Annotated in this window: 19 protein-coding genes; 10 read left to right on the plus strand and 9 right to left on the minus strand. The window is 71.8% G+C overall.

Annotation, left to right across the window (positions count from 1 at the left end):
- Positions 1-227: 227 nt before the first annotated feature.
- Both P4R38_RS00450 and P4R38_RS00455 read right to left on the minus strand, forming a co-directional pair.
- Positions 228-1,520, minus strand: coding sequence for an MFS transporter (locus P4R38_RS00450; protein ID WP_277190475.1), 1,293 nt, complete (start codon positions 1,518-1,520; stop codon positions 228-230).
- A complete protein-coding gene (locus P4R38_RS00455; protein WP_277190476.1) occupies positions 1,517-1,939 on the minus strand; it encodes a MarR family winged helix-turn-helix transcriptional regulator in 423 nt (140 codons plus the stop codon). The genes P4R38_RS00450 and P4R38_RS00455 overlap by 4 nt, the downstream gene beginning before the upstream one ends.
- A 292-nt stretch (positions 1,940-2,231) precedes the next feature.
- Between P4R38_RS00455 and P4R38_RS00460 the strand changes: the two genes are divergently transcribed.
- The 4 genes from P4R38_RS00460 (at position 2,232) to P4R38_RS00475 (ending at position 6,581) form a co-directional block, all read left to right on the plus strand.
- Positions 2,232-2,936: a response regulator transcription factor gene (locus P4R38_RS00460; protein WP_275239958.1), complete on the plus strand. Its 705-nt coding sequence runs from the start codon at positions 2,232-2,234 to the stop codon at positions 2,934-2,936.
- On the plus strand, positions 2,933-4,588 hold the full coding sequence (locus P4R38_RS00465; protein ID WP_277190477.1) for a sensor histidine kinase: 1,656 nt from the start codon (positions 2,933-2,935) through the stop codon (positions 4,586-4,588). Before P4R38_RS00460 ends, P4R38_RS00465 begins: the two co-directional genes overlap by 4 nt.
- Positions 4,589-4,633: 45 nt before the next feature.
- Positions 4,634-6,115: a trypsin-like peptidase domain-containing protein gene (locus P4R38_RS00470; protein WP_277190479.1), complete on the plus strand. Its 1,482-nt coding sequence runs from the start codon at positions 4,634-4,636 to the stop codon at positions 6,113-6,115.
- Positions 6,116-6,272: 157 nt separating this feature from the next.
- A complete protein-coding gene (locus P4R38_RS00475) occupies positions 6,273-6,581 on the plus strand; it encodes a hypothetical protein (protein ID WP_277190481.1) in 309 nt (102 codons plus the stop codon).
- A 14-nt stretch (positions 6,582-6,595) separates the two neighbouring features.
- On the opposite strand, the gene P4R38_RS00480 is transcribed toward P4R38_RS00475, so the two are convergent.
- Positions 6,596-8,884 (minus strand): hypothetical protein, encoded by a 2,289-nt coding sequence (locus P4R38_RS00480; protein ID WP_277190483.1) that lies wholly within the window; start codon positions 8,882-8,884, stop codon positions 6,596-6,598.
- Between the two features lie 268 nt (positions 8,885-9,152).
- Between P4R38_RS00480 and P4R38_RS00485 the strand changes: the two genes are divergently transcribed.
- The 3 genes from P4R38_RS00485 to P4R38_RS00495 all read left to right on the plus strand — a co-directional run bounded on the left by P4R38_RS00485 (position 9,153) and on the right by P4R38_RS00495 (position 16,392).
- Positions 9,153-11,303, plus strand: a complete 2,151-nt coding sequence (locus P4R38_RS00485; protein ID WP_277190485.1) for an MMPL family transporter — start codon at positions 9,153-9,155, stop codon at positions 11,301-11,303.
- A gap of 172 nt (positions 11,304-11,475) precedes the next feature.
- Positions 11,476-14,217: a patatin-like phospholipase domain-containing protein gene (locus P4R38_RS00490; RefSeq protein WP_277190486.1), complete on the plus strand. Its 2,742-nt coding sequence runs from the start codon at positions 11,476-11,478 to the stop codon at positions 14,215-14,217.
- Between the two features lie 138 nt (positions 14,218-14,355).
- Positions 14,356-16,392: a HelD family protein gene (locus P4R38_RS00495; RefSeq protein ID WP_277190540.1), complete on the plus strand. Its 2,037-nt coding sequence runs from the start codon at positions 14,356-14,358 to the stop codon at positions 16,390-16,392.
- A 206-nt stretch (positions 16,393-16,598) separates the two neighbouring features.
- Here P4R38_RS00495 and P4R38_RS00500 read toward each other — a convergent pair whose 3' ends face one another.
- Positions 16,599-17,036: a MarR family winged helix-turn-helix transcriptional regulator gene (locus P4R38_RS00500; protein ID WP_277190488.1), complete on the minus strand. Its 438-nt coding sequence runs from the start codon at positions 17,034-17,036 to the stop codon at positions 16,599-16,601.
- A gap of 73 nt (positions 17,037-17,109) precedes the next feature.
- Between P4R38_RS00500 and P4R38_RS00505 the strand changes: the two genes are divergently transcribed.
- On the plus strand, positions 17,110-17,481 hold the full coding sequence (locus P4R38_RS00505) for a cupin domain-containing protein (RefSeq protein ID WP_277190490.1): 372 nt from the start codon (positions 17,110-17,112) through the stop codon (positions 17,479-17,481).
- A 24-nt stretch (positions 17,482-17,505) separates the two neighbouring features.
- Here P4R38_RS00505 and P4R38_RS00510 read toward each other — a convergent pair whose 3' ends face one another.
- Both P4R38_RS00510 and P4R38_RS00515 read right to left on the minus strand, forming a co-directional pair.
- Positions 17,506-20,046, minus strand: a complete 2,541-nt coding sequence (locus P4R38_RS00510) for an ABC transporter permease (protein WP_277190492.1) — start codon at positions 20,044-20,046, stop codon at positions 17,506-17,508.
- A 2-nt stretch (positions 20,047-20,048) separates the two neighbouring features.
- On the minus strand, positions 20,049-20,798 hold the full coding sequence (locus P4R38_RS00515) for an ABC transporter ATP-binding protein (RefSeq protein ID WP_277190493.1): 750 nt from the start codon (positions 20,796-20,798) through the stop codon (positions 20,049-20,051).
- A gap of 160 nt (positions 20,799-20,958) precedes the next feature.
- Here P4R38_RS00515 and P4R38_RS00520 point away from each other — a divergent pair, with 160 nt between their 5' ends.
- A complete protein-coding gene (locus tag P4R38_RS00520; RefSeq protein WP_275239973.1) occupies positions 20,959-21,282 on the plus strand; it encodes a WXG100 family type VII secretion target in 324 nt (107 codons plus the stop codon).
- Here the strand turns inward: P4R38_RS00520 and P4R38_RS00525 are convergent.
- Positions 21,269-22,210, minus strand: a complete 942-nt coding sequence (locus P4R38_RS00525) for a winged helix-turn-helix transcriptional regulator (RefSeq protein WP_277190495.1) — start codon at positions 22,208-22,210, stop codon at positions 21,269-21,271. The genes P4R38_RS00520 and P4R38_RS00525 overlap by 14 nt on opposite strands.
- 82 nt (positions 22,211-22,292) lie before the next feature.
- Here P4R38_RS00525 and P4R38_RS00530 point away from each other — a divergent pair, with 82 nt between their 5' ends.
- The gene (locus tag P4R38_RS00530; protein ID WP_277190496.1) at positions 22,293-23,567 is read left to right on the plus strand and encodes an MFS transporter; all 1,275 of its coding nucleotides are present in this window, start codon (positions 22,293-22,295) and stop codon (positions 23,565-23,567) included.
- Here P4R38_RS00530 and P4R38_RS00535 read toward each other — a convergent pair.
- Complete coding sequence (locus P4R38_RS00535) at positions 23,533-25,542, minus strand: NADPH-dependent 2,4-dienoyl-CoA reductase (protein ID WP_277190497.1); 2,010 nt, start codon at positions 25,540-25,542, stop codon at positions 23,533-23,535. The two genes, P4R38_RS00530 and P4R38_RS00535, sit on opposite strands and share 35 nt — an antisense overlap.
- Positions 25,539-26,123 (minus strand): PadR family transcriptional regulator, encoded by a 585-nt coding sequence (locus P4R38_RS00540; RefSeq protein ID WP_277190499.1) that lies wholly within the window; start codon positions 26,121-26,123, stop codon positions 25,539-25,541. Before P4R38_RS00540 ends, P4R38_RS00535 begins: the two co-directional genes overlap by 4 nt.
- Positions 26,124-26,134: the final 11 nt, after the last annotated feature.

Raw genomic sequence — 26,134 nt, forward strand, 5'->3', positions numbered from 1 at the left:
ACACCCGCCGGTCGAGTAGGGCGAACGAAGTGAGGCCCGTATCGAGACCAGGTGACCGCGTGCACCTGGTCTCGATACGGGCCTCCGCAGGCTCCGGCCCTGCTCGACCGGCGGGGTTCGCCTCCGCCACCGGCGAGTGGGTCAGGACAGGAATGCGGACAGGACGGGGACGCCGATCAGGGCGACCAGCGCGATGACGACGACCCAGCGGCGGAAGCGCGGCGACATCATCGGACCTGCTCGGGCGTCAGGGCCTGCGATCGGTCACGCAGGCGCAGCACGTTCAGGTGCGGCCCGCGGTCCCACTCGTACCGGAACCGGATGTCGTCGCGTCGCATGAGGTAGATGGTCGCACCCACGGCTGTGAGCCCGGTGGCGATGCTGCCGACCAGGATCGTCCAGCGGGCGCCGTACTCGCTGCCGATCCAGCCGATCAGCGGCGCCCCGAGCGGCGTACCGCCCATGAAGATGGCCATGTAGAGCGCCATCACGCGGCCGCGCATGTGCGGCGCGACGCTGAGCTGGACCATGGAGTTGGCCGTCGGCAGCACGGTCATCGCGGACAGTCCCACCGGGACCAGGAAGATCGCGAACAGCACGTACGACGGCGCGAGCGCGGCCACAGCGGAGGCGACGACGAAGGCCGCGAGCGCGATGAGCAGGGTCCGCAGGCGGGGCCTGCTGCGCCGGGCGGACATCAGCGCCGCGGACAGCGACCCGATCGCCATGATCGAGCCGAGCAGCCCGAACTCGCCGGCGCCCTTCCCGAACACGGTCGTCGCCATCAGGGCCATGGTGATCTGGAAGTTCATGCCGAACGTGCCGAGCATGAACACGATGGCCATGATCAGCATGATGTCGGGACGGTGCCGTACGTACGCGAATCCCTCACGCAGGCCACCGCGCCCCTTGGCCAGCGGCGGCTTCTCCAGCTCGTTGCCGCGCATCATCCGCAGGGCGAAGAGCACCGACACGAAGGACACCGTGTTGAAGACCAGCGTCCAGCCGGTCCCGATCCAGGCGATGAGCAGGCCTGCGAACCCTGGGCCGATCAGCCGGGCGGCGTTGAACGACGCACTGTTGAGACCCACCGCGTTGCTGATGCGGTCCTGCGGGACCATCTCGGACACGAACGCCTGTCGCGTCGGGTTGTCGGCGGCCGTCGCGACGCCCTGCAGGAGCGCCAGCAGGTAGACGTGCCAGAGCTGCACCACCCCGGTCAGCGTGACCGCGGCGAGGATCGCGGAGGTGACGGCGAGTGCCGTCTGCGTACCGAGCAGGATCCGCCGCTTGCGGAACCGGTCGGCCAGCGCGCCGGCCCAGGGCGCCAGCAGCACCACGGGCGCGAACTGGAGGGCGGTGACGATGCCGAGAGCGGTCGAGTCGTGGTCGGTGAGCTCGGTGAGGACCAGCCAGTCCTGCGCGACCCGGCCCATCCACGTACCGATGTTGGAGACCAGCGCGCCGCTGAAGTAGACGCGGTAGTTGTAGATCGACAGCGAGGCGAACGTCGGGCTCATCGGGCGGCCACCCGGGCGAGGATGTCGCGAGCCCGGTCCAGCACCTCGCACTCCTCGTCGGTGAGGTCGCCCAGGCGGACGAGCATCCACTCGTCCCGCGAGCGGCGGGTCTGCCTCAGCGTGCTGCGACCTTCGGGCGTCAGGCTGAGGATCGTCTGGCGGCCGTCGTCGGGGTCGTCGGTACGGGCGATGTAGCCGCGCTCGACGAGTGCGCCGATCGTGCGGGACATCGAGGGGGCGCTGACGCACTCGTGCTCGGCGAGCTCACGCGCGGTGGCGGTGCTCTTCTCGAGCCGCGCCAGGACCGAGAAGTGGTGCGGCGCGATGGTCTCGGTGTTCTCGAAGCGTGCGCGCCGGCTGATCCGCATGCACACGGACCGGAGCTCTCCGGCCAGACGGCGCCGCGCGGCGGTGGACATCGGGGCTGGTCTGGTGGTCGTGGTTCCTCCGCACATCGTTAACTGGGGTAACCATCATAACTCATTACTTCCGTTAACTATGTCAACCCTCACGGCCGCCCTCCCCCGCTAGGCAAACTGAGTCATTCGAAGGTGACGCACTCGCAAGTCGGTCAGATTGGAGTGACTCAGTTGCCTGGGCGGGGCCACCTCGCCGCAGCCGTACGCACCCTCCATGCGGGCCGCCGACCAGCCCTCACACCTCCAGCAGACTCCCAGACGGCTCACAGGAAACAGGCGGACAGTGGTCGGCATGAGCACCTCCGCACCCGAAGCACGACTGCTCGTCGTCGAGGACGAGACCAACATCCGCGAGCTGCTGGCGACCAGCCTGAAGTTCGCGGGGTTCGAGGTGCATACGGCCGCCAACGGCCGCGACGCGTTGGACCTCGCGGACGCCAACGAGATCGACCTCGCCGTCCTGGACGTGATGCTGCCCGACATGGACGGCTTCACCGTCACCCGCAAGCTGCGCGGCAACGGCCACGAAGTCCCGATCGTCTTCCTCACCGCGCGTGACTCGGTCGAGGACAAGGTGAAGGGCCTCACCGTCGGCGGCGACGACTACGTCACCAAGCCGTTCAGCCTGGAGGAGGTCGTCGCCCGCATCCGTGCCGTGCTGCGCCGCACCCAGACCGAGGAGCCCGGCGACCGCGCGGCCATCACCGTGGCGGACCTGGAGCTGGACGAGGACTCCCACGAGGTACGCCGGGCGGGCAAGGTCATCGACGTCTCCCCCACCGAGTTCAAGCTGCTGCGCTACCTGATGCTCAACGCGGGCCGGGTGCTGTCGAAGGCGCAGATCCTGGACCACGTCTGGGACTACGACTTCCGCGGCGAGTCCGGCATCGTCGAGTCGTACATCTCCTACCTGCGCCGCAAGATCGACGTGGTCGGCGAGCCGCTGATCCACACCAAGCGCGGCGTGGGCTACGTCCTGCGTGAGCCGAGGGAGTGAGCTCTCCCACGCCATCGGCCGGGACCGGCGCCTCACCCGCGGGACCCAGCGCCCGCCCGCACGAGCCGGCCCGGCCGCTGGACCCCGGACCCGGCCCGGCAGCCCGCACCCGTGAGCGCCTCGCGGAGCCGCTGCACGAGATGCCGTTGCGGCTCCGGCTGGTCGCGGTCATGGTCAGCCTGCTCGCCGCAGCGCTCGCCATCACCGGAGCCGCCGGCGCCCACCAGCTGCGGGCGTACCTGGAGGACCGCCAGGCCAACGAGCTCGCGCAGTCGTACCGGCCGATCGCGAACGCCGCTCACCAGGCCGTGATCGAGAACCGCAACACCACGATCAACGCGGTCGTCCCCGAGAACACCTACGTCACGCGGATCATCCTCCCGGCGACGGACGACCGGCCGCTGCCCCAGATCCGGGACCTGCCGGTCACGCCGGTCACCGGCGAGGGCTCCTCCGCGACCACGTCCGACGGCCCGCGCCCGCACTTCCCCGACCTGTCGGCCGCCTCGACGCGGGTGGAGGACCACCGGCCGTTCATCGCCGCCTCGGAGGGTGGCGGCTCGACGCGCTGGATGGTCATCGCGGGTACGGCCAGTGACGGCAGCGTGTACGCGGTCGCGGTCTCCCTGGACCGCGTCGACGAGATCGTGTCGAAGGTGCGCTGGTTCAGCGTGATCGTCGCCGCTCTCGCCCTCGCGACACTGGCCGTACTCGGCTGGTTCGCGATCCGGCGGGCGTTCCGGCCCCTACGGCAGATCGAGGACACCGCGAAGGCCATCGCCGCCGGCGACCTCAGCCGTCGCGTCCCGCTGGCCGCCACCAACGACGAGGTGTCCAGCCTGTCGCAGTCGATCAACGTGATGCTCGCCCAGATCGAGGAGTCGTTCGCGGTGCGCGCCGCCTCGGAGGAGCAGATGCGCCAGTTCGTCGCGGACGCCTCGCATGAGCTGCGGACGCCGCTGGCGACCGTGCGCGGGTACGCCGAGCTGTTCCGTCAGGGCGCCGTCTCCGACCCGGAGGACCTGCGCTCGGCGATGCGCCGGATTGAGGACGAGGCCGCGCGGATGGGCGTCCTGGTCGAGGACCTGCTGACCCTGACCCGGCTGGAGCGCCGCGGGACGGCGCCGGGCGACCAGCCGCGCAGCATCGGCCCGGTCGACCTCACCGTCATCGGCGCCGACGCCGCCCAGGACGCCCAGGCCCTGGACCACGGCCGGGCGATCCACGTGGTCGGGCTGAACGGACCGATGCAGCCGGTCGTCGTCCAGGGGGACGAGGACGCGCTGCGGCAGGTCGTCACGAACCTGATGGCCAACGCGATCCGCTACACGCCTGAGCAGAGCCCGATCGAGATCGCGGTCGGCTCGCGCGATGGGCGGGCCGAGCTGCAGGTACGCGATCACGGCGACGGCGTACCCCCGCACCTGCGGGAGCGCATCTTCGAGCGGTTCTACCGCGCCGACGCCAGCCGCAACAGCGCCAGCGGCGGCAGCGGACTGGGCCTGGCGATCGTGGCCGCGATCGTCGAGGGCCACGACGGGACGGTGCACGTGGAGGAGACCGTGGGCGGCGGCGCGACGTTCGTGGTGCGCGTTCCACAGGTCACTCACAGTGACCAGCCAGGACCCGTCCAGACCGAACCGCTTGAGTAGAACCACCGCTTCCGAAGAAGCAAAAGGGCACAGAAGGAGTAGGCGATGACCCCGGACGAGCAGCAGCCACGCCAGGACGACAGCACGGGCCCGGAGCACACGCAGCCGATCCCGCCCGTCCCGCCGGCTCGCCCGTCCGCACCCGCCGGCCAGCACGGCACACCGGCGTACGGCCCCCCGCAGGGCTACGCGGGCCAGGCGTCCGCCCAGGGTCACCCCACTGCGCCGCACGGCGCCCCCGGTCACCAGACCGCCGCCCAGGGCGCCCCTTGGTCGGCTCCGCAGGCGCCGGGCTCGTACGGCCACGGTGCGCACACCCCGGGGTACGCGGCGCCGGGTCACGCACCGACGACGACCGCTCCCCGGTCCAGCAACCGACGCGCGCCGTGGGTCGCCGTCCCGCTGGCGGCGCTGCTGGCCGCGGGGCTCGCGAGCGGCGGTACGTACGCCGCGACTCGGAGCGACAACGGCGGCGGCGCGACCACCGCCGGTCCGACGACCGTCGTCAACGCCAACCCGGCCGACTTCGCCGACGCCGGCTCGGTCAACTGGGCGGCGACCGCCTCCAAGGTGTCCCCGAGCGTCGTGTCGATCACCCTCAAGACCTCCTCCGGTGGCGACCAGGGATCGGGCGTCATCCTCGACACCAAGGGCAACATCGTCACCAACCACCACGTCGTGGCCGACCAGGGCACGCTGACCGTCACGCTTAACGACGGACGGACGTACGAGGCGACGGTCGTCGGGACGGACGCCTCCACCGACCTGGCCGTCATCCGGCTGAAGAACCCGCCGAGCGGCCTCAAGCCGGTCGCGATCGGTGACGACAAGAAGCTCGTCGTCGGTCAGCCGGTGATGGCGATCGGCAACCCGCTCGGGCTGAGCGGCACGGTCACCACGGGCATCGTCAGTGCGCTGGACCGCCCGGTCAGCACGCAGCAGAGCAGCGGCGGCCAGGGCCAGCAGAGCGACCCGTTCCAGCAGCCGCAGCAGCAGTCGACGGAGGCCGAACCGGTCGTCACGAACGCCGTTCAGACCAGCGCGGCGATCAACCCCGGCAACAGCGGGGGCGCGCTGGTGGACGGCAGCGGCCGGCTGATCGGGATCAACTCCTCGATCCCCAACGCCGGCAGCTCGGGATCGGACCAGGCGGGCAACATCGGCATCGGGTTCGCGATCCCGGTGACGGTGATGAAGCTGGTGACCGGTCAGCTGCTGTCCTCGGGCAAGGCTGCGCACGCCCAGCTCGGGATCCGCGCCGACACCAGCCAGGTCAAGGACGGCAACGCGACCATCAACGGCGCGCGCGTCGCCACCGTGAACTCCGGCAGCCCCGCCCAGAAGGCCGGGCTGAAGGAAGGCGACGTCATCGTCGGCATCGGCGGGCAGTCCGTCGAGTCATCGACCTCTCTGGTCGGCCAGGTACGCGAGTACGCGGTCGGTCAGAAGGTGGCGCTCACCGTCGTGCGGGACGGTCAGCGCCAGACCATCACGGCCACGCTGGGAGCTGACACCAGTACGTCGTGATGCAACGGCCGGTCGTGCTCCCCCTTTCCTCCGTGGCGCGACCGACCGGTACGGGGTAGACCCGGCAGAGCTGTGACGGGCTCACACCGGGTCCCGCGGGGCGTCCTACCGATCAGGTAGGACGCCCCGCGGTCGTTCCGCCCCAGGTCGTCGGGGGTTGCCAGGGCGGCTCGCCGCGCAGGACGCTCGTCCCGTCGGCACCGACGCCGACCCGACGTCCCTGGAGGCGACCATGGCGGTGTGCGAGGTCTGTGGCAACGACTACGAGATGGCCTTCCAGGTGGTGACAGCCGGGCAGACGCACACGTTCGACAGCTTCGAGTGCGCCATCCACCGACTCGCCCCCATCTGTGAGCACTGCGGCTGCAAGGTGATCGGCCACGGCCATGTCACCGACCGTCGCTTCTTCTGCTGCGCCCACTGCGCCCGCGAGGCCGCCGGTTCCGCCGCCCACGACGCCGACTGACCGCGGGGGTCGCCTCAACGGAGCTCGAGAACGGCGTAGTCGCCGGTGCGGAGGCGCAGGGACGCGACGCGTTCGAGTCCGGCCAGGTGGGCGGGGTAGCGCACGTCGACCACCAGGTAGCGCACGCGGTACCGGTCGCGGAGGACGTCGACCGATGCGGCCGACGGGCGGGTGAACGCCGTGTCGTTGGTCGCGAGCAGCGCTGGGTCGAAGAACCCGATCCCGAAGGTGGGAACTCGTCGCCGGGCCGCCTCGGCGAGCACGGGCGGTGTGTACGACCAGCCCTCCACCAGCACGCGCCGCTCCCCCAGACCGGCGATCCAGGCGTGCCGGTTGTCGTGCGAAACCGGTTGCCGCATATGGGCATTCGTCGCCAAGAGGTCGTCGGGCGAGGTGTGCTCGCGCAGCCAGCGCGCGGTGTCGAGACCGCCGAGCCCGATCGCCGCGTCCGCCCGGGTGGGCGGCACGGCCTCGCGCCAGGGCCGGTCGGCGACGGCCCGTACGGTGTCGGGGACGCGCACCAGCCCGAGGGCGGTCACCGCGAGGGCCAGGAGGACGACCACGGTCCGCCACGGCGCCCGCTCCTCCGCATCACGCCGGAGCACGATCCAGGCGCCCACGGCGAGGGCGAGCAGCAGCGCGACCGTGACGACGTACGGGCGGGTGAGGTCCGCGTACGACAGGTGTACGCCGCCCTGCCACGCCAGCTCGTGAGCGGTCGACCGTGCGACGAGCGTGATGAGCACTCCGGCGACGACACCGGATCCGACGAGCAGCCGGCGCGACCGCACGGACCGGTCCGCCAGCACCGTCCACAGCCCCCACGCGGAGGCGATGGCCAACGTCGGCTGCGCGAACCGCAGGAAGTAGTCCTCGCTGTTGTGCGGGTGCCCCAGCAGCAGGGTGGCGAGCACCCCGCTGCCCGCACACCCGAGCAGGAAGACCGCGCGGGCGTCCGTCACCCGGCGCAGCTGGAAGATCGCACCGGACCAGGCGCACGCCCACGAGGTGACCAGCAGGACGGTCGCGCCGGCCAGCGGGAGGCCGTGCCGAGGTACGCCGAGCTTGGTGGCGAGGTAGGCGCCGAGGTGCGCGGGCTGGAACCACATCCCCTGGCTGGCCCCGCGGAACAGCGCGACCTGGGCGAAGACGAGACCGGCCACGGTCACCGCTGCAGCCACCAGGAGGCTGCGCTCCGGACGTCGCCGCCGCAGCACGACGACCACGGCCGCGAGCAGCAGGCCGCACAGGATCATCGGCAGACAGGTCGCCTTCGCACCGGTCAAAGCGGCCATGGCCAGACCGAGCAGCAGCACGTCCGGCACCGCCGGTCGAGGGAGGGTCAGCACGCGCAGCAGTACGTGCACGGCCAGCAGCATGAGGGCGAGTCCGTAGCCCAACGACGGGCTCAGCGGGTCCCACGCCGACACGAAGTCCTCGTCGAACGGCGAGACGGCGTACTTGCCGGGGAAGGGCGCGAAGTCGCCCACCATGCCGAGGATCACGGCCGCCGCGGCACCCGCGTACGCGGATCGGCTGAGGCGGTACGCCACGAGCGCGGTCGCCGCGAAGACCAGCACGGTCGTGGTGGGCAGCAGCAACCGGTCCTGCAGGACCGACGGGCTCAGCCCGGTCAGCCACGACATCGAGGCGAGGTGGGCGTTGACGAACCAGTGGTAGTCCAGCGGCTGGCCGCTCACCGTCGGGATCTGCGGTGGGAAGTGGTGCTTCAGCTCCGCGGTCAGCGCCACCTGGTACGGCTCGTCGCCGTTCGGGGTGACGGGGTCGCTGGTCGGGTATCTCCAGCCCAACCAGCCGATCCCGCCGAACCACAGCATCGCGAAACAGCTCGCCGCTGCCGCACCCCACGCCAGGACGCGCGGCGCCGGCCGCAGGACCGGGAGCAGCACCTCCCGCCGGTCACGTCGGGCGAGCGCCACCACGAGCGCGAGCACCGGGAGCACCGCCGGCAGCCGAGGGACGCCGGCCGCGCGGCCGACGACGTACACCGGGAGCTGGAGGCACAGTCCGGTCAGCGTCCCGAACACCACCTGGTCGAGCCAGGTGTCCTCGTCCCGGCCCGACCACAGCAGCCGCCAGGCGACGACGCCGGGAAGGCCGACGAAGACGGCGAACGCCACGACGTACACGGCGATCTCGCGCCAGCGCGCACCGCCCGCGTGGCTGATCGACGCGAGTGTCACCAGCGTGACCAGCCACGGAAGCGCGCTCAGGACGTGTCCGGGCCTCTGCACGGTCGGGCCCGGCCGACCGGCTCGTTCCCTGGTCTGCGTCGCCGCCATCGTCTCCTCCCGTGACGTACGGAGGGTCAGTGCCATCGTGCCCGTGGGGGACGGCGTGGTCCGCACTGCGACACGCCCTACCGAAGTAGCACGCCACCCTGCCGCGGGGTACCCCTTCAGGGCTACCCCGGAACCATCCCTGAGTCGCCCCTGAAACCGCCTTCGGCGTGATGACGCGGCCCGACGCGAGGGCGCAGGCTGTCAGACGTCAGCCGCCGTGCACCTCGCGCAGCGGACCCGCACACCAGACGAAACTCAGGGGATAGACATGTTCGCCAAGCTCGGTAAGGGCGTGGTCAGGCATCCGTGGTGGGTGATCGGCGCGTGGGTGCTCCTCGCCGCCGTCGTCATCGCCACCGCGCCGAAGCTCACCACGACCAACGACGAGTCCGACTTCCTGCCGAAGCACTACGAGTCGATCAAGGCCGCGCAGCTGCAGGAGGCCAAGTACTCCGACACCACCACTCTCGGCGGCATCGTCGTCATCGACCGCCAGGACGGCAAGGCGCTCACCGCCGCCGACAACGCCAAGATCAAGCAGATCGCCACCGACCTCGGCCAGCAGGTCAAGGCCCCCGCCACCGGCGTCGCCGCCGGCCCGCCCGCCGCCGACCACCGCGTCCAGACGCTGATGGTCAGCTTCGGCAAGGACGCCGACACCTGGGGCGACGACGCCCGCGAGGTCGTCAAGGGGATGCGCGAGAACCTCGGCAACCAGGTCAAGGGCACCGACCTGCGGTACGGCATCACCGGACCCACCGCCCAGGCGATCGACAGCGAGGAGTCGGACAGCAAGTCCGAGGCGCTGATCGGGATCGCCACCATCGGCCTGATCATCGTGCTGCTGCTCATCATCTTCCGCAGCCCCGTCATCGCCCTGCTGCCGATCGTGCTCATCCTGCTCGTCTCGCAGGTCGCCACCGGCTTCATCGGCTGGGCCAACGAGATCTTCGACCTCAACGCCGACAGCTCGATCAGCGTGATCCTCATCGTCGTGCTGTTCGGCATCGGCACCGACTACATCCTGTTCCTGATGTTCCGCTACCGCGAGCGACTGCGGATGGGCGAGGACAAGAGGACCGCGATGGTCTCCGCGGTCGGCCGGGTCGGCGAGGCCATCGCCTCCGCCGCGGGCGCCGTCATCGCCGCGTTCATGGCCCTCGTGCTCTCCTCGCTGGGGATCTTCCGAGCCATCGGTCCCGCGCTCGCCATCGCGGTGGCCGTCATGCTCGTCGCGGGTCTGACCCTGGTCCCGGCGGTCGTGTCCCTGATGGGCCCGAAGGTGTTCTGGCCGAGCAAGGCCTGGCAGCGCGAGCCCAAGCACACGACGTCGGCCCGGATCGGCCGCTCCCTCGGTCGTCGTCCGGCGGTGTACGCCGTCGTCACCGGCGGCGTCCTCGTCGCCCTGTCGGTGTTCTCGTTCGGGTTCAAGCCGTCCTTCGACTTCGGCTCCAGCGGCCTGCCGAAGGACGCGGAGTCCACCGTCGCGCTGAACACCCTGAAGCAGAGCCTCCCCGCCGGGTCCACCGACCCGAGCACGGTGCTGGTGACCAGCAACGACGGCGGACGCCTGGCGCAGACCGGGCTGACGTCGTACGCCACCGGCCTGTCGAAGGTGCCTGGCGTCGGGCAGGTGTCACCACCGGAGCTGAGCAAGGACGGCAGCACCGCGACGTACCAGGTGGTCCTGGACGACGACCCGGCGTCGGAGAAGGCGATCGACGTCGTCGGCGGTCCGCTGCGCGACGCGGCGCACCGCTCACCGGCGGGGACGACCGCGTACGTGGGTGGTTCGACCTCGGTCTACGTCGACCTGGACGACGCCATGGTGCGCGACTACAAGGTCGTCTTCCCGGTGGCGGCGGTCGTGATCATGCTGATCCTCGGGCTGCTGCTGCGCTCGATCGTGGCACCGCTCTACCTGATGGCATCCGTCGGGCTCGGGTTCGGGGCGACGCTCGGCGCGACCGTGCTGCTGATGCAGTCCGGCTCGGCCACCGGCGGCCTGATCTTCATGCTGCCGATCTACATGTACCTGTTCGTGGTCGCCCTCGGGACGGACTACAACATCCTGATGGTCGCCCGGCTGCGGGAGGAGGCCCGCGAGGGCCGCAGCCCGAGGGACGCGGCGGCCAAGGCGTTCCAGCACGCCGGCCCGACGGTCGCCGCGGCCGGTCTGATCCTGGCGGGTTCGTTCGCCTCGCTGATGCTGGCGGGCAACGACCTGATGGTGTCGATGGGCTTCGCGATCTCCTTCGGGATCGGGGTGGCGGCGTTCGTCATGGCGATGTTCTTCACGCCGGCGATCACCGCCCTGCTCGGTCACGCGGCGTGGTGGCCCGGGCACGGTGACGCCCGCCGGCGCTCCACCACCCCGCCGCCCGAGCGGGACATGGAGCTGGTCGGCTCCCGCCACTGACCCAGGTCGTCCGGCGCCCTCAGGGGTGGCGCCGGACGACCGGTGAGGCTCGCAGGGCCCGGTCGCTCGACGTGAGCGGCCGGGCCCTTCGGCGGTCGACCTGGCGCCACGGTGGAGGTGGTGCCAGGTCGGTCGTCGGTATCAGCGCCAGGTGAGCCGGGCTCCTCCTCCCATGGAGACGCACGAGCACGTCGACGACGTGGAGCTGCGCATGCTCAGGGCGTCGGTCCGGCACGTCGCGCTCGCGGCTCTCGTCCTGCTGGCGCTGCAGATCCCGATGTGGTCGGCCGTCGGCCGGTCCTCGTACGCGACCGGTCCCGCCACCACGGCCGGGCGGCTGTCCCTGCTGCTGGACACCGGGTTCGCGATCGCCCTCGCCATGACCGCCGTACGCGCCTGCGAGTACCTGCGTGGGTGCGAGCTGCGGTACGCCCGGCACACCTGGCCGGACGACGCCACGCAGCGACGCGCCTACCTCGACGGCCGGTACCGGCGCATCCGGTGGGCGGCGACCGTTCTCGTCGTCGCCGCGCTGCTGGACGTCGTCGAGAACGTCGTCCTGTGGCAGCGGCTCCGCCAGGACGGCGAACCCCTGACCGGGCTGTGGGTCGGGTGGCTGAGCCCCGTGTGGCTCGCGCTCGGCCTCGCCGCGGCCGTCGTCCTGTGCGCCGTGTGGTGGCAGCGCGCCGACGAGCGCCGGCGTCGGATCGCCGACCCGATGGACCAGGTCACCCGCCGCACCGACGAGGCGATGACGACCGGCGGCACGATCATCGCCTGCTCCGGCGGCGGGATCCGCTCGGCGTCCTTCTGCCTGGGCGCGCTGCAGTCCCTGATGACGGCGGGCGTGTACCGGCAGGCGCGTGCGGTGGTCGGCGTGAGCGGCGGTGGCTACATGGCCGCCGCGTTCCACTGGACCGGCCGCACCGTCGAGGACCACGAGCAGCCCCCGTTCGAGCAGGGCACCACCGAGCTCGCCCTGCTGCGCCGACACACCCGCTACCTGCTGCCCCGCGGCACCGAGGTGTTCCGCGGCGTCATGTCGGTGCTGTACGGCGTCGTCATCAACGTCGTCTTCGTCCTGGTGGCGCTGCGAGCGATCTCCTGGCTGCTGGGCTGGTACCTGCACGAGTACGACGTGGTTCAGGTGACCGACGACGCGACGGCGATCCGGTTCTCACCGTGGTGGATCGCGGCGGCGCTGCTGTGCTGGGGTCTCGCCGTCGGGTCCTTCCTCCTGGTCGAGAAGGTCATCGACCGCTTCGGTCAGGTCGACGACCGCGTCCGGCGAGAGCTGCGCTCGGGCATCGGCACGCTGCTGGCGGTCGGGGCGGCCACCACGCTGCTCATGCTCGGCGTGCCGCTGACCGTGCGGTGGCTCACCTCCCGGTCCGCCGACGGCGCCAGGCTCCCCCACACGCTGCGGGCGCTCATCGATCCCGGGCCGGTGAGCTCGGCGACCCTGCTCGCACTGCTCACCGGTCTGGTCGCGCTGGCTCGTACCGTCGCCACCGGCCTGAGCAAGGTCGGGGACGAGGACGCGCGGCTGGCGAGGCTCGTCGCGAAGCTGCGTCTCGTCGTCGCACCCTGGCTCGGCACGGTCCTCATCCTCGCAGCGGCGTACCTGGTCCTCGTGCGCTGGACCTTCGCGTACGCCACCTCGGCGGGCTGGCGCTCGAGCTGGAGCGTCGCCCTGTGGTGCGGGGTCATCGTGCTCGGGGTCCGGCTGGTCTCCGACGTGAACCGCACCTCGCTGCACCACTTCTACCGCGAGCGCCTGGCCACGACCTTCCTCGTCGAGCGGCGTCGCGGCCGGGCCGTCGCCGAGCCGTACGCCAAGCCGCTCCCGGTGTCGGAGTACGCCGCGGTCGGCCCGACCGGCGGGCCGGAGCTGGTGATGGCCGCCGTCGCGAACGTCGCCGACGCAGAGTACGTCCCCGCCGGCCGCGGGTGCGTACCGTTCGTCATCGCCGCCGACCGCACCGGCGTCCTCGGCGACCCGACCCTGCCGGCCGGCGGGACCCGCACGACCGACGAGTACGAGCGCAGCGCCGACTACGACCTGCGCGACCTCACCCTTCCCGCCTCGATGGCGATCAGCGGCGCCGCGGTGTCACCGCTCGCGGGTCGAGCCAGTGCTCGCACCCGGCCGGTCCGCGTCCTGCTGACCGTGCTGAACGCCCGCCTCGGCGTGTGGCTACCCAACCCGTACGCCCGCCCGCCGGCCCTCACCGCGAAGGCGCTGAAGGAGCGCGCGGCGCTGGCCGGGCCCGGCGAGGGCGACCGCCGCGGCCGGTGGCGCGTCCGCGGCTGGGAGCTGCTCGCCCGGACGACCAGCGTCGCGAGCAAGCCCGGGCCGTACCGGCTGCTGCGGGAGGCCTTCGGCCGGCCGTCGCTGTACGACCGCCGCATCTACGTCACCGACGGCGGCCACTACGACAACCTCGGGCTGCTGGAGGCCCTGCGCCGACGCCCGAACCGCGTCGTGGTCATCGACGCGAGCAACGACAAGGAGAACACCTTCGGGGCGCTCGCCGACGCCGTGGCGACCGCGCGGATGGACCTCGGCATCGAGGTCACCGTGGACACCGCCCGGCTGCGGTCGACGTCCGACGAGCGCGCCGCCTCCGCCTGGACCGTCGGCACCGCGACGTACCCACCGGGGGCGGACGGCATGGTCCACGCCGCCGACGTCATCTTCGTCAAGGCGGTGCTCACCGACGGGCTGAGCACCGACCTCGAGCACTACGCGCTGGACAACCCCGACTTCCCGCGGCGCTCGACCGGCGACCAGTCGTACGACGAGTGGGACTTCGAGGCGTACCGGCAGCTCGGTCGTACGCTCGCCGACGACATGGTCAGCGGCACCCGGCTGGGCGGCCTGACCGCGGTTCCCCTCGACCGCACGGCGTGATCCCGGTCGACAGGCCGCGAGCCGCGCGGTAACGTCGCTCCTCCCCCTGCACGCATGGTGTCGTTGCCATGCGGTCAGCAGGCCCACGGTGCGGGACTGCGTGCCGACCTCATCCACCTCAGAGAGGCCATCCTCGTCATGCCCAGCGACGCCGCCACCCTCGACGACGACCTCATCTCCGAGCAGACCTACCTCGCGAACGCCCGCGCCGAGCTGGCGCGGATGCGCGAGGCCGCCGAGTCGCTCGACGCCAGCAAGGCCAGCGACGCGATCTCCGGCGAGGCGCTCAGCCACACGCTGGCCCGGCGCATCGCCACCCTGCAGGACGACCCACGGTCCACGCTGTTCTTCGGCCGCATCGACATGACACCGCCCGAGCGCGAGCAGTGGTACATCGGGCGGCGGCACGTCGCCGACGCCCAGGGCAACCCGGTCGTCATCGACTGGCGTGCACCGGTCTCGACCGCCTTCTACCGCGCGTCCCACACCGACCCGATGGACGTGGTGCTGCGGCGCCGGTTCGGCGTCGACCACGGCGTTCTCACCGCCATCGAGGACGAGCACCTCACCGATCCCGCCGAGGCGGACGAGAAGTCGCACATCCTCGCCACCGAGATCGAGCGGCCGCGTACCGGCCCGATGCGCGACATCGTCTCGACCATCCAGCCCGAGCAGGACGAGATCGTGCGCGCCGACGTCGCCACCACGATCTGCGTGCAGGGCGCGCCGGGCACCGGGAAGACCGCCGTCGGTCTGCACCGCGCGGCGTGGCTGCTCTACTCCTTCCGGGAGCGGCTGGACCGCACGGGCGTGCTCGTCGTCGGCCCGAACAAGGCGTTCTTGGACCACATCGGCGCCGTGCTCCCGGCGCTCGGCGAGATCCGGGTCGGCCACGCGACGATCGAGGACCTCCTCGACCACGGCCGGGTCCGAGCGCTCGAGTCGGCGAATGTCGCTGTCCTCAAGGGCGATTCGCGGATGGCAGAGGTGATGGAGAAGGCCGTCTGGGCGCACGTCCGGCCGGTCACCGAGCCCCTCGTGGTGCCGCGCGGAATCCGCAAGTGGCGCGTGCCCGCGTACGAGGTGCAGGAGATCGTCGACGAGCTGAAGGCGCGCGGGGTGCGGTACGACGCCGCCCGGCAGATGCTCCCCCAGCGCCTCGCCCACGCCGTGCTGCTGCTGATGGAGCGGGCCGGTGACTCCCCCGACGACCGGGTCCAGGACGCCGTGGCTCGATCGGCGCCGATGAAGAAGTACGTCGCCTCGGTCTGGCCGCAGCTCGACGCGGCCCAGGTGCTCTTCGAGCTGTGGTCCTCACCGGACCGGCTGGGTGCTGCGGCAGCGGGCGTCCTCAGCAACGACGAGCAGTCGATCCTGTTGTGGGGCAAGCCCGTTCGCAGTAAGGGCGCGGCACGCTGGTCGCTGGCTGACATGGCCCTGCTCGACGAGGCGCACGACGTGCTCACCCGGATGACCAGCCTCGGGCACGTCGTCCTCGACGAGGCGCAGGACCTCTCGCCGATGCAGCTGCGAGCGGTCGGCCGCCGCTGCTCCACCGGGTCCGCCACCGTCCTGGGTGACATCGCCCAGGGCACCACGCCATGGTCGACCCGGTCGTGGGAGGAGACGATGACGCACCTCGGGAAGCCGAGCCATCACCTGGAGGTGCTGGACCGCGGGTTCCGGGTGCCCGCCGCCGTCATCGAGTACGCGGCTCGCCTGCTGCCGGCGATGGCGCCGGGCCTCGGGGCGCCGGTCTCGGTCCGCGACAACCCCGGCCGGCTCGACCTCGTCCCGGTCGGTCCGGACGAGCTCTCCGACCGGCTCGTCGCCACCTTGCACGAGGCGGTCGGCAGCCCGGGTTCCATCGGCGTCATCGCACCGGACGCCGACATCGACGCGTACTCGGCCGCGCTGAACGCCGCCGGGGTCGGGCACGGCCGGCTGGATCGCGACCACGGCGACGACGAGGACCACCAGGTGCAGCTGGTCCCGGCCACGGTGGCCAAGGGCCTGGAGTTCGACCGGGTGGTCGTGGTCGAGCCGTCCCGCATCGCGGCGGCCGAGCCGGACGAGCGCACCGGGCTGCGCCGGCTCTACGTCGTCCTCACCCGCGCCGTCTCGGCGCTGACGGTGCTGCACTCCGAGGACCTGCCTGCCGAGCTCGCCGCCTGACCCCCGCGCTCACCACGCGAGTCCCGACTGTCCGGCACTCCATGCCGGGCCGAGCAGACGAGATCCGCCAGGCACTCCCCGGCAGAAGTTGGTCAGGAGCACATGCATACCTGTGCCGGACGCCAGCTTTCGCCGGGGCCTCGCCGGCAGAAGTTGGTCAGGAGCACATCCATACCTGTGCCGGGCGCCAGGATTTGCCGGGGAAGTCACCAGGTGGGGCGGACGCGGCCTTCCCGGGCCATGACTGCCGCCACCTGGGCGAACACCTCGAGCCGCTCATCGCCGACCTCCCGCGCCCATCGCCGTACGACGTCGCGGCCCGCGCGCGAGGCAGCCTCGGTCGCCGCGACACCGCGCGGCGTGAGGGTCAGCATCGTCGCCCGGCCGTCGACCGGGTGGGGCGAGCGCCGGACGTACCCCTTGCGCTCCAGGTCGGCGACCAGCGTGCTGGCGGACTGCTTGGTCATGCCCATGTGGTCGGCCAGCTCGACCAGCGTGCAGCCGGGCCCGGAGAGGCGGACGAACGCGAACCCGTGCGCCGGCCGCAGGTCGGGGTAGCCGGCCGCGCGCACACCGGCGTCGATCGCCTCGGTCATCGCGTTGCTCGCGGCCAGCATCCGGAACGGCAGGTCGTCGTACGCCATCCGAGCACCTTGACACACCGGTCAGTGAGTCTGACCATATAGTCAGACAGCCTGACCAAACAGAGGGATCCCGATGCTGCTGCGCTCCACCGACGCCAAGACGTTCGATCTACACGATGCCCGCTTCCACTCCTACGTCGCGCCCCGCACCGGCAGCACCCGGCTGTGCGCCTGGCGGACCGAGCTGGCCCCCGGGGCGCCGGCCCAGCCGCACACGGTCAGCGAGGAGGAGGTGTTCCTCGTGCTGGCCGGCCGGCTCGCCATGACGGTCGAGGAGGAGTCGTACGACGCTGGGCCGGGTGACGTCGTGCACGTACCGGCCGGCGCCACGATCGTCGTCGCCAACGCCGGCGACACCCCGCTGACGCTGTGGGTGACGACGTCGGTCGGCATCCGGGCGACGCTGCCCGACGGGTCGCAGATCACCCCGCCGTGGAGCCAGTGACCGACGGCCCAGCGGTCGCGCCCGTCAGTCGGTGGCGATGGCCCGGAGCACGTCCAGCCGGGCCGCGCGCCGGGCCGGCCACCACGCGGCGAGCACCCCGACAGCCGCCGCCAGCAGCACGAACAGCCAGATCCGACCCCACGGGATCGCCAGCTCGGCGACCCCGGCGCCGGACTGCGAGCGCTGCAGCACGATCCCGAACCCGATGCCGATCACGACACCGAGCACCGCACCGAGCATGGCGATCACGACCGACTCCAGCCGCACCATCCGGCGCAGCTGCCGGCGACTGAGGCCGACCGCGCGCAACAGACCGATCTCGCGCGTCCGCTCGATGACCGACAGGGCCAGCGTGTTGACGATGCCGAGCACGGCGATGACGACGGCGAGCCCGAGCAGGGCATAGATCAGGGTCAGCATCTGATCGATCGGCCGGCGCTGCTCGGCGGCGAACTCGTCCTGGTCCTTCACGGCCACCGTCGGGATGCCGGCGGTGATCCGCTCCAGCCCGGCTCGTACCTGCGCCTCGTCCGCCCCGGGCGCCCGGGCGACGAACGCGTAGTTGTCCTGGTGCGGACCACCGGCGGCCTCGTACCCGGCGATCGTGGTGGTGACGTCCAGCAGGGCGGGGGTCGACTTGACCACCGCGACCACGCGCATCGGCGTCGTCACCCCGCCGAGCGTGATCCGCACCTGGTCGCCGAGCCGGTACCCCTTGTCCTTGGCCGCCTTGTCGGTGACGAACACGGTCTTGCCGACGAGCCGGTCGAGGGAGCCCTGCTGGACGTCGATGCGAGCCACCTGGGTGAGCGGCTTCGGGTCGACCGCGCCGATGCCCGTCCGGTCGCCGTCGATCTGCGCCTGGGTGAACCTCGTCCGGGCGACGGCCTCGACGCCGGGCACGCCCCGGGCCTGGTCGGTCACGGTCGGCGAGAAGGGTGTCCCGAACGTGCCGGAGACGACGTAGTCACCGGTGAAGTTCTTGGCGATCAGCACGTCGACGCTGCGGGTCGCCGACGCCCCGAACACCGACATCATCACCACGAGCGCGAGTCCGATCATCAGCGCGGACGCGGTGGCGGCCGTACGCCGGGGGTTGCGCAGGGAGTTCTGCTCGGCGAGCGTGCCCACCGCACCGAACGTGCGCCGGTAGGCGAGCCCGATCCCCCGGATCACCGGTCGCCCGACGACCGGACTCATCAGCACGGCGCCGAGGATCACTCCGAGCAGCCCGGCCCCGAGCCAGTACGTCTCGCGGGTCCGGTCACCGGTCAGCACCCACAGCAGCGCCCCGACGCCGGCGAGCACCATCAACCCTCCGCCGAGCGCGCGCCGGGTGACAGTGGCCTCCGGCATCGCGACGTCGTCGCGCAGCGCGGCAACGGGAGCGACCCGCGAGGCACGCCGCGCGGGCAGGTACGCCGCGAGGCCGGTGACGAGCATGCCGACGACGTACGCCGCGACGACGGCCCGCGGGGTGAACTCCAGGGGCGTGCCGCTGAGATCGAGCCCGAACTGCGCGAAGAGCGCCTTGATGCCGAGGGCGAGGACGAATCCGAGGCCCAGCCCGACCGTGCTGCCGACCAGGCCGACCGCGACCGCCTCGAACAGCACCGAGCGGGTCACCTGCCGCCGGGAGGCGCCGAGCGCGCGCAGCAGGGCGAGCTCGCGGCTGCGCTGGGCGACCAGGATCGAGAACGTGTTGACGATCAGGAACGAGCCGACGACCAGCGCGACGCCGGCGAAGATCAGCAGGAAGGTGCTGATGAAGGAGAGCGCGTCCTTGATGTCGTCGCTCGCCTCGTCGGCGGCCTGGTCGCCCGTGACCACCTCGGTGCCCGGCGGCAGCACCTGCGCGACCGCCTTCCTTAGCGCCGCCTGGTCATGGCCCGGCTCGGCGGTGACCCACACGTCGGTGAAGACGTCGCGGCCGGCGAAGTAGGTCTGCTGCGCCGTGGCGGGGTCGAGCACGACCAGGCTCGCGCCGACCAGACTCCCCGCGCTGTACGACGCCAGGCCGACGAGCCGGGCGCTCAGCCGCGGGGTCCGGCCGCTGGTCACGACGTTGACCGTGTCCCCGACGCGGTAGTCGGCGCGCTTGGCCGTGGCCGGGTCCATCGCGATCTCGCCCGAGCGCTGCGGCGCGCGTCCCTCACGGACGGTGAGCCCCGGCGTCCCGTGCCCGGCGGGGGCATCGTGGTAGCTGACCGCGATGCCGGGCGCGCCCTGACCGCCGACGATCTTGCCGTTGCGGCCGACGACGAAGGTCGAGTACGACGACACGTCGCCCTCGGCCCGCGCGACGCCGGGCACACGGCGCACCTGGTCCACGACGGAGGCGGGGACCGTGCGCGTCTGGGCGAACGCCTCGTTCGCCTTCTGCCCGGCCGGACGGACCATCACGTCGCCGACCGTGCCGTTCATGATGCTGGTGAACGCGCGGTCCAGGGTCGCGGTGAAGACGAGCGACCCGGCGACGAAGGCCACCCCGAGCACGATCGCGAACGTACTCAGCAGCAGCCGGATCTTCCTGGCCCACAACGACTTCCACGATGCACGAAGCACGGTCAGGCCTCACTCGGAAGTCGCGCATCGAGGTTCTTCATCCGGTCCAGCACGAGATCTGAGGTCGGCTCGAGCATCTCGTCGACGACCCGTCCGTCGGCCAGGAAGACGATGCGGTCGGTGTAGCCGGCAGCCAACGGGTCGTGCGTCACCATGACGATGGTCTGCCCGAGCTCATCCACGCTGTGGCGCAGGAACTGCAGGATCTCGTCGCTGGAGGTCGAGTCGAGGTTGCCGGTCGGCTCGTCGGCGAAGATCACCTCGGGTCGCCCGGCGAGCGCCCGGGCACACGCGACGCGCTGCTGCTGACCACCGGACAGCTCATTGGGTCGGTGCGACAGGCGGGTCCGAAGACCGACGGTGTCGATGACGTGGTCGAACCACTCCTGGTTCGGCTTGCGGCCGGCGATCGCGAGCGGCAGCAGGATGTTCTCCTGCGCCGTGAGCGTCGGGACGAGGTTGAACGACTGGAACACGAAGCCGATCCGGTCCCTGCGCAGCTCGGTCAGACGCTTGTCGCCCAGCCGCCCCAGCTCGTCCTCGCCGAGGAACACCTGGCCGTCCGTCGGCGAGTCCAGCGCCGCGAAGCAGTGCATCAGCGTGGACTTGCCCGACCCGGACGGCCCCATGATCGCGGTGAAGCGCCCTGCCTCCAGCTCGACCGACACGTCGTCCAGCGCGACCACCCGCGCCTCACCCTGGCCGTACGCCTTGGTCAGCCCGACCGCGCGAGCGGCCACCCTCGTCGTCATGGTGTCGACGCTAGGCCAGGGGTCTGACGATGCGCCTCCCCCCACCGCGCGAATCTCGCGCGTCAGGGCGCTGTGGATAAGTCCCGGGGCGGCCGCGCCGCCGGACGTAGCGTCGTGCGCATCGTCCGCCGAGCCACGGCGGACCGGCGAAGGAGGGCTCATGTACCCCAAGGACAGCAGCAGCGGCGGCAGCGGTGGCTACACCGTCGACGCCGACGCGATCTCCGGTCACGGCACCGACCTGAGCACGGTCGCGAACGACATCACCCGCCAGATGAACGCCATCAACCGCAAGCTCAGCACCCTGCAGGGCCAGTGGAAGGGCTCGGCGGCCAACCAGTACGCCACGCTCCACCACGACTGGCAGCGCCAGCAGAAGGCCGTCGCCGACAGCCTGGCCAAGATCAGCCGGGCGCTCGGCGGCGCGGCGACGATCTACCGCACGACCGAGAGCGACGTGCGCCGGGCGTTCACGCCGGTCTGATCCGGGGCGTGACTGCGCGGTCACCTGCGGCAGGGCCCGTCGCAGGTGGCCGTCCTCGTCGGGAACGGACGACCTCCAGCATCTCCTCGACCGAGCCCGCGGGGTCGGTCACCGGCATCTGGATGTGCCGGATCACGCCACCCGGGTCCACGAGCAGGGACTGCCGCTTGAACCGGTCGACGCCGCTGGCCCGGAACGTCGGCAGCCGCAGCGCGGCGGCGAGGTGGAGATCCTGGTCGGACAGCAGGTCGAACGGCAGCCCCGCGTGCGCGGCGAACGCCGCCTGCTGGTCCGGACGCTGCGTACTGACCCCCACGACCTCCGCGCCCGCCGCGCGGAACTGCCCGTGCCGGCGGGCGTACGTCGTCGACTCCAGCGTGCAGCCGGCGGCACCCGGGAGGTCGCCCCAGCCGGGCGGGTAGCCCTGCGCGTCCGGCGCGAACGCACCCGGGAAGAGGTAGAGGACACGCCAGCAGACCGCAGGACGCAGGGCCACCGACCGCCCGTCGTACGCCGGCAGCTCGATCGGCGGGAGCTCGCGGCCGAGCAGCGCGTGCGCCCGCGCGGCCTCGGCCGAGTCCGGTGCCGCCGTCGCGGTGAGGGTGCCGTCACCGAGGAGGTAGCGGTCGCCGTACTCCTGCATCGCCACGAGTACCGGCAGCAGCCCTTCGCCCCTGCGGGTCAGGACGTAGTCGTGGCGCACCGGTCGCTCGGAGTACGGCCGCCGCTCCAGCACGCCGTCCGAGACCAGGGAGTCCAGCCGTTCGGTCAGCGCCCGACGGCTGATGCCGAGACTGCGCTGCACGCCGTCGAAGCGGGTCGTCCCCCCTGCGATCTCGCGGACGACCAGCCACGACCACCAGTCGCCCACGACGCCGAGCGTCTGGGCGATGCCGCAGTCGTCGGCGGACAGGTCCTCGCGGCGCATGGGCACAGCCTGCCCCCTTCCGGTCCCGGTCACTCGCGAACCGTACTAAGTTCCATTTCGGAACTTACTACGGGGAGGCGCCATGCACACCACCACCGAGCGGCCCACGGACCGCCGGATGTTCTGGACGTACTGGAGCGCGAGCGCGACCAGCAGCCTCGGGACGGCCGTCACCTCGATCGCGCTGCCGCTCACCGCGGTGCTGGTGCTGCACGCCACGCCCTTCCAGATGGGCCTGATCGCGGCGGCGAGCTTCGTCGCGTGGCTGGTCATCGGTCTGCCGTCGGGAGCGATCGTGCAGCGGCTGCCGCTGCGCGGCACCCAGGTCGCGATGGACCTCGCCCGCGCCGCCGCGATCGCGTCCGTCCCACTGGCGTGGTGGCTGGACGTGCTGACCCTCGGCCGGCTCATCGCGGTCGCCCTGATCATCTCGTTCGCCGACGTGGTCTTCGACGTCGCGAACTTCACCTTCCTGCCGCGGGTGGTCCCCAAGGAGGCGCTGCAGGCGCGCAACAGCCTGATGAGCGGCACCCACGCCGCGAGCCAGCTGGGTGGTCCGTCGGTGGGAGGCGTCGCCGTCCAGCTGCTCGGCGCGGTGCCGACCCTCCTGCTCGACGCGGTCAGCTACGTCGCGTCGGCCCTGCTCCTGCGCAGCCTCCCGGCCGTCCCGCACGAACCGCCGGCCGACACGGCGTCCGTACGCGAGCGCATCCGGCAGGGCTGGGCGTTCGTGTCCCGGCACCCGGTCATGGGTCCGTGCATGTGGGACGCCACCGCCGCGAACTTCGTGTGCGGCGGGCAGATGGCGCTCTTCGCGATCTACCTCGTCCGCGAGATCGACGCCCCCGCCGGGTTGGTCGGGTTCCTGCTCGCTGCCGAGGGCGTGGGGTCACTCGTCGGCGCCGCCCTGGTCACCCCGCTCGTACGCCGGTTCGGCTCGGCCCGCATGTGCCTCGCCGGCTCGGCCGTCTCGGTGCTCGGGGCGTTCGTGATCCCGCTCGGGACGGGCGTCCCGGCATACGTCGCGTTCGCCCTGGGCAACGTCGTCTTCGCCCTCGGCGTGGTGGTGCTGAGCACGACCACCCGCACCTACCGGCAGGTCGCGACGCCGCCGGACCTGCTGTCGCGGGTCATGGCGACCGTCCGGTTCGTGTCGTGGGGCGCGATCCCGTTCGGCGGGCTGGCGGCCGGTCTGCTGGGCGAGTGGATCGGTGTGCGGGAGGCACTCTTCGTCCTCGCCGCCCTCACCGTCCTGTCGCCGCTCATCCTGCTGGCCAGCCCGGTGCGGCACCTGCGCGACTTCCCCGAGGACGCCGAGCCGGTCAGAGCGAGGCGGCCAGCTCGGTCGCCTGCTTGATCGCGCGCTTGGCGTCCAGCTCGGCAGCGACGTCGGCGCCACCGATCACGTGCCGACCCTCGGCCACCAGGTCGCGCACCGACTCCTGACCGGCACAGACGACGATCGTGTCGACGTCCAGCACGCGCTGCACCGGCTCGGACTTCTCGTCCTTGCGGATGCTGATGTGCAGGCCGGCGTCGTCGATCCGGTCGTACGTCACGCCGCCGATCATCTCGACCTTGCCGTCCTTGAGCGTCTGGCAGTGCACCCAGCCGCTGGTCTTGCCCAGCCCCTTGCCGAGCGAGCTGGTCTTGCGCTGCAGCAGGTAGATCACTCGCCGCGGCTCCTCCGGCTGTTTGTCGGTGAGGCCGCCGACGGCGTCCGGGTCGTCCGTCACGCCCCACCGCTCCATCCAGTGGGAGAGCTTCTCGTCGGGGTCGTGCAGCAGGAACTCACTCACGTCGAAGCCGATGCCACCGGCGCCGATGACCGCCACCCGGTGGCCGGCCTCGACCTCGCCGCGCAGCAGCGCGTCGTACGCCACGACCTTCGGGTGGTCGATGCCGGGGATGGACGGCAGGCGCGGGGCGACACCCGTCGCGAGGACCACCTCGTCGTACGCCGCGAGGTCGTCGGCCGACGCCGTGGTGGACAACCGGACCTCGACGCCGAGCACCTCCATCCGCCGCGTGTAGTAGCGAACGGTCTCGCGGAACTCCTCCTTGCCGGGGATCCGCATGGCCAGCCGGAACTGACCGCCGATCGCGTCGCGCGACTCGAAGACCGTGACCCGGTGACCGCGCTCGGCCAGCGACACCGCGGCGGCGAGCCCGGCCGGGCCGGCGCCGACCACGGCGACCGACTTCGTCCGCTGCTGCGGCACCGGCAGCAGGACCAGCGAGGTCTCCCGGCCGGCCCGCGGGTTCACCAGGCAGGTCGCCCGCTGGTTGGCGAAGGTGTGGTCCAGGCAGGCCTGGTTGCAGGCGATGCACGTGTTGATCTCGTCCGCCCGACCCTGCTGCGCCTTGGCCGCGAAGTCGGGGTCGGCCAGCAGGGGGCGGGCCATCGAGATGAGGTCCGCCTTGCCCGAGGCGACCAGCTCGTCGCCGATCTCCGGGGTGTTGATCCGGTTGGAGGCCATCACCGGGATGCCGACCTGCGCCTTCAGCCGCGCGCTCCAGTCCGCGAACGCGGCCCGCGGCACGGAGGTGACGATGGTCGGGACCCGCGCCTCGTGCCAGCCGATGCCGGTGTTGAGCATGGACGCGCCGGCGGCCTCGATGCGCTGGGCGAGCTCGACCACCTCGGGCCAGGTCTGGCTGCGGTCGACGAGGTCCAGCAGCGAGATCCGGTAGTCGATGACGAAGTCGTCCCCGACCGCCTCGCGCGTCCGCCGGACGATCTCGACGGGGAACCGCATCCGTTTCTCCGCCGAACCGCCCCACGCGTCCGTCCGGTCGTTGGTGCGCGCGGCCAGGAACTGGTTGATCAGGTAGCCCTCGGAGCCCATGACCTCGATGCCGTCGTAGCCGGCCCGCCGGGCCAGCGTCGCGGCCCGGACGAAGGCGCCGACCGTACGCTCCACGCCGCGCGTGCTCAGGGCGCGCGGCTTGAACGGCGTGATCGGCGACTTGCGGCCGGACGCCGACCGGATGAGCGGCTGGTAGCCGTACCGGCCGGCGTGCAGCACCTGCAGCAGGATCCGGCCGTCGTGCTCGTGGACGGCGTCGGTGACCTGGCGGTGCTTGTCGGCGGCGTGACGCGTGCGCATCATCGAGCCGGCCGGCAGCAGCCAGCCCTCGACGTTCGGCGCGTACCCGCCGGTGATCATCATCGCGGTGCCGCCCTTCGCGCGCTCGGCGAAGTACGCGGCGAGCTCGGGCAGGTGCTTGGCGCGGTCCTCCAGCCCGGTGTGCATCGACCCCATGACGATGCGGTTGCGCAGGGTCAGGTGCCCCACCTGGAGCGGGGACAGCAGGTGCTCGTAGCTCACGACTTCTCCTGATCGGGTGATGCGGTCGGTGGGACGGTCGGGCGGGCCGGCGGCGCGAGATGGTCGAGCATCTCGTCGCACCAGTCGACGTACGTCCGCTCGGTGCGGATGCCGCCGCGTAGGACGAGGTAGACGGGCAGCTCATCGGCCGCCACGGCACTCGGGTCGGGGTAGTCCCGCGCCGCGCTCGCCTCGTAGTGCGCGAGCTGCTCGGCGTGGTGGGCCCGCTGCCGCCGGATGTCCTCGATCACGGCGTCGCGGTCGCCGTGCGGCATACCGCGCACCTTCACGGCGAACGCGCTGCGCGGGCGCTCGGGCGGGGTGGGCGTCCGGGTCCAGGCGGCCAGCTCCTGGCGGCCGGCGTCGGTGAGGTCGTACACCTTGCGGTCCGGTCGGCCCGGGACGGAGGAGACCGTGGACGCGACCAGACCGTCGCCGTCCATCCGCGCCAGCGTCCGGTAGATCTGCTGGTGCGTCGCCTTCCAGAAGAAGCCGAGCGAGCGGTCGAAGCGGCGCGTCAGGTCGTACCCGCTCGCGGACCGCTCGGCGAGCGACACGAGGATCGCGTGCTCCAGGGACATGCATCAAGTTT

Source organism: Luteipulveratus flavus (assembly GCF_029439465.1).
Lineage (GTDB): Bacteria > Actinomycetota > Actinomycetes > Actinomycetales > Dermatophilaceae > Luteipulveratus > Luteipulveratus flavus.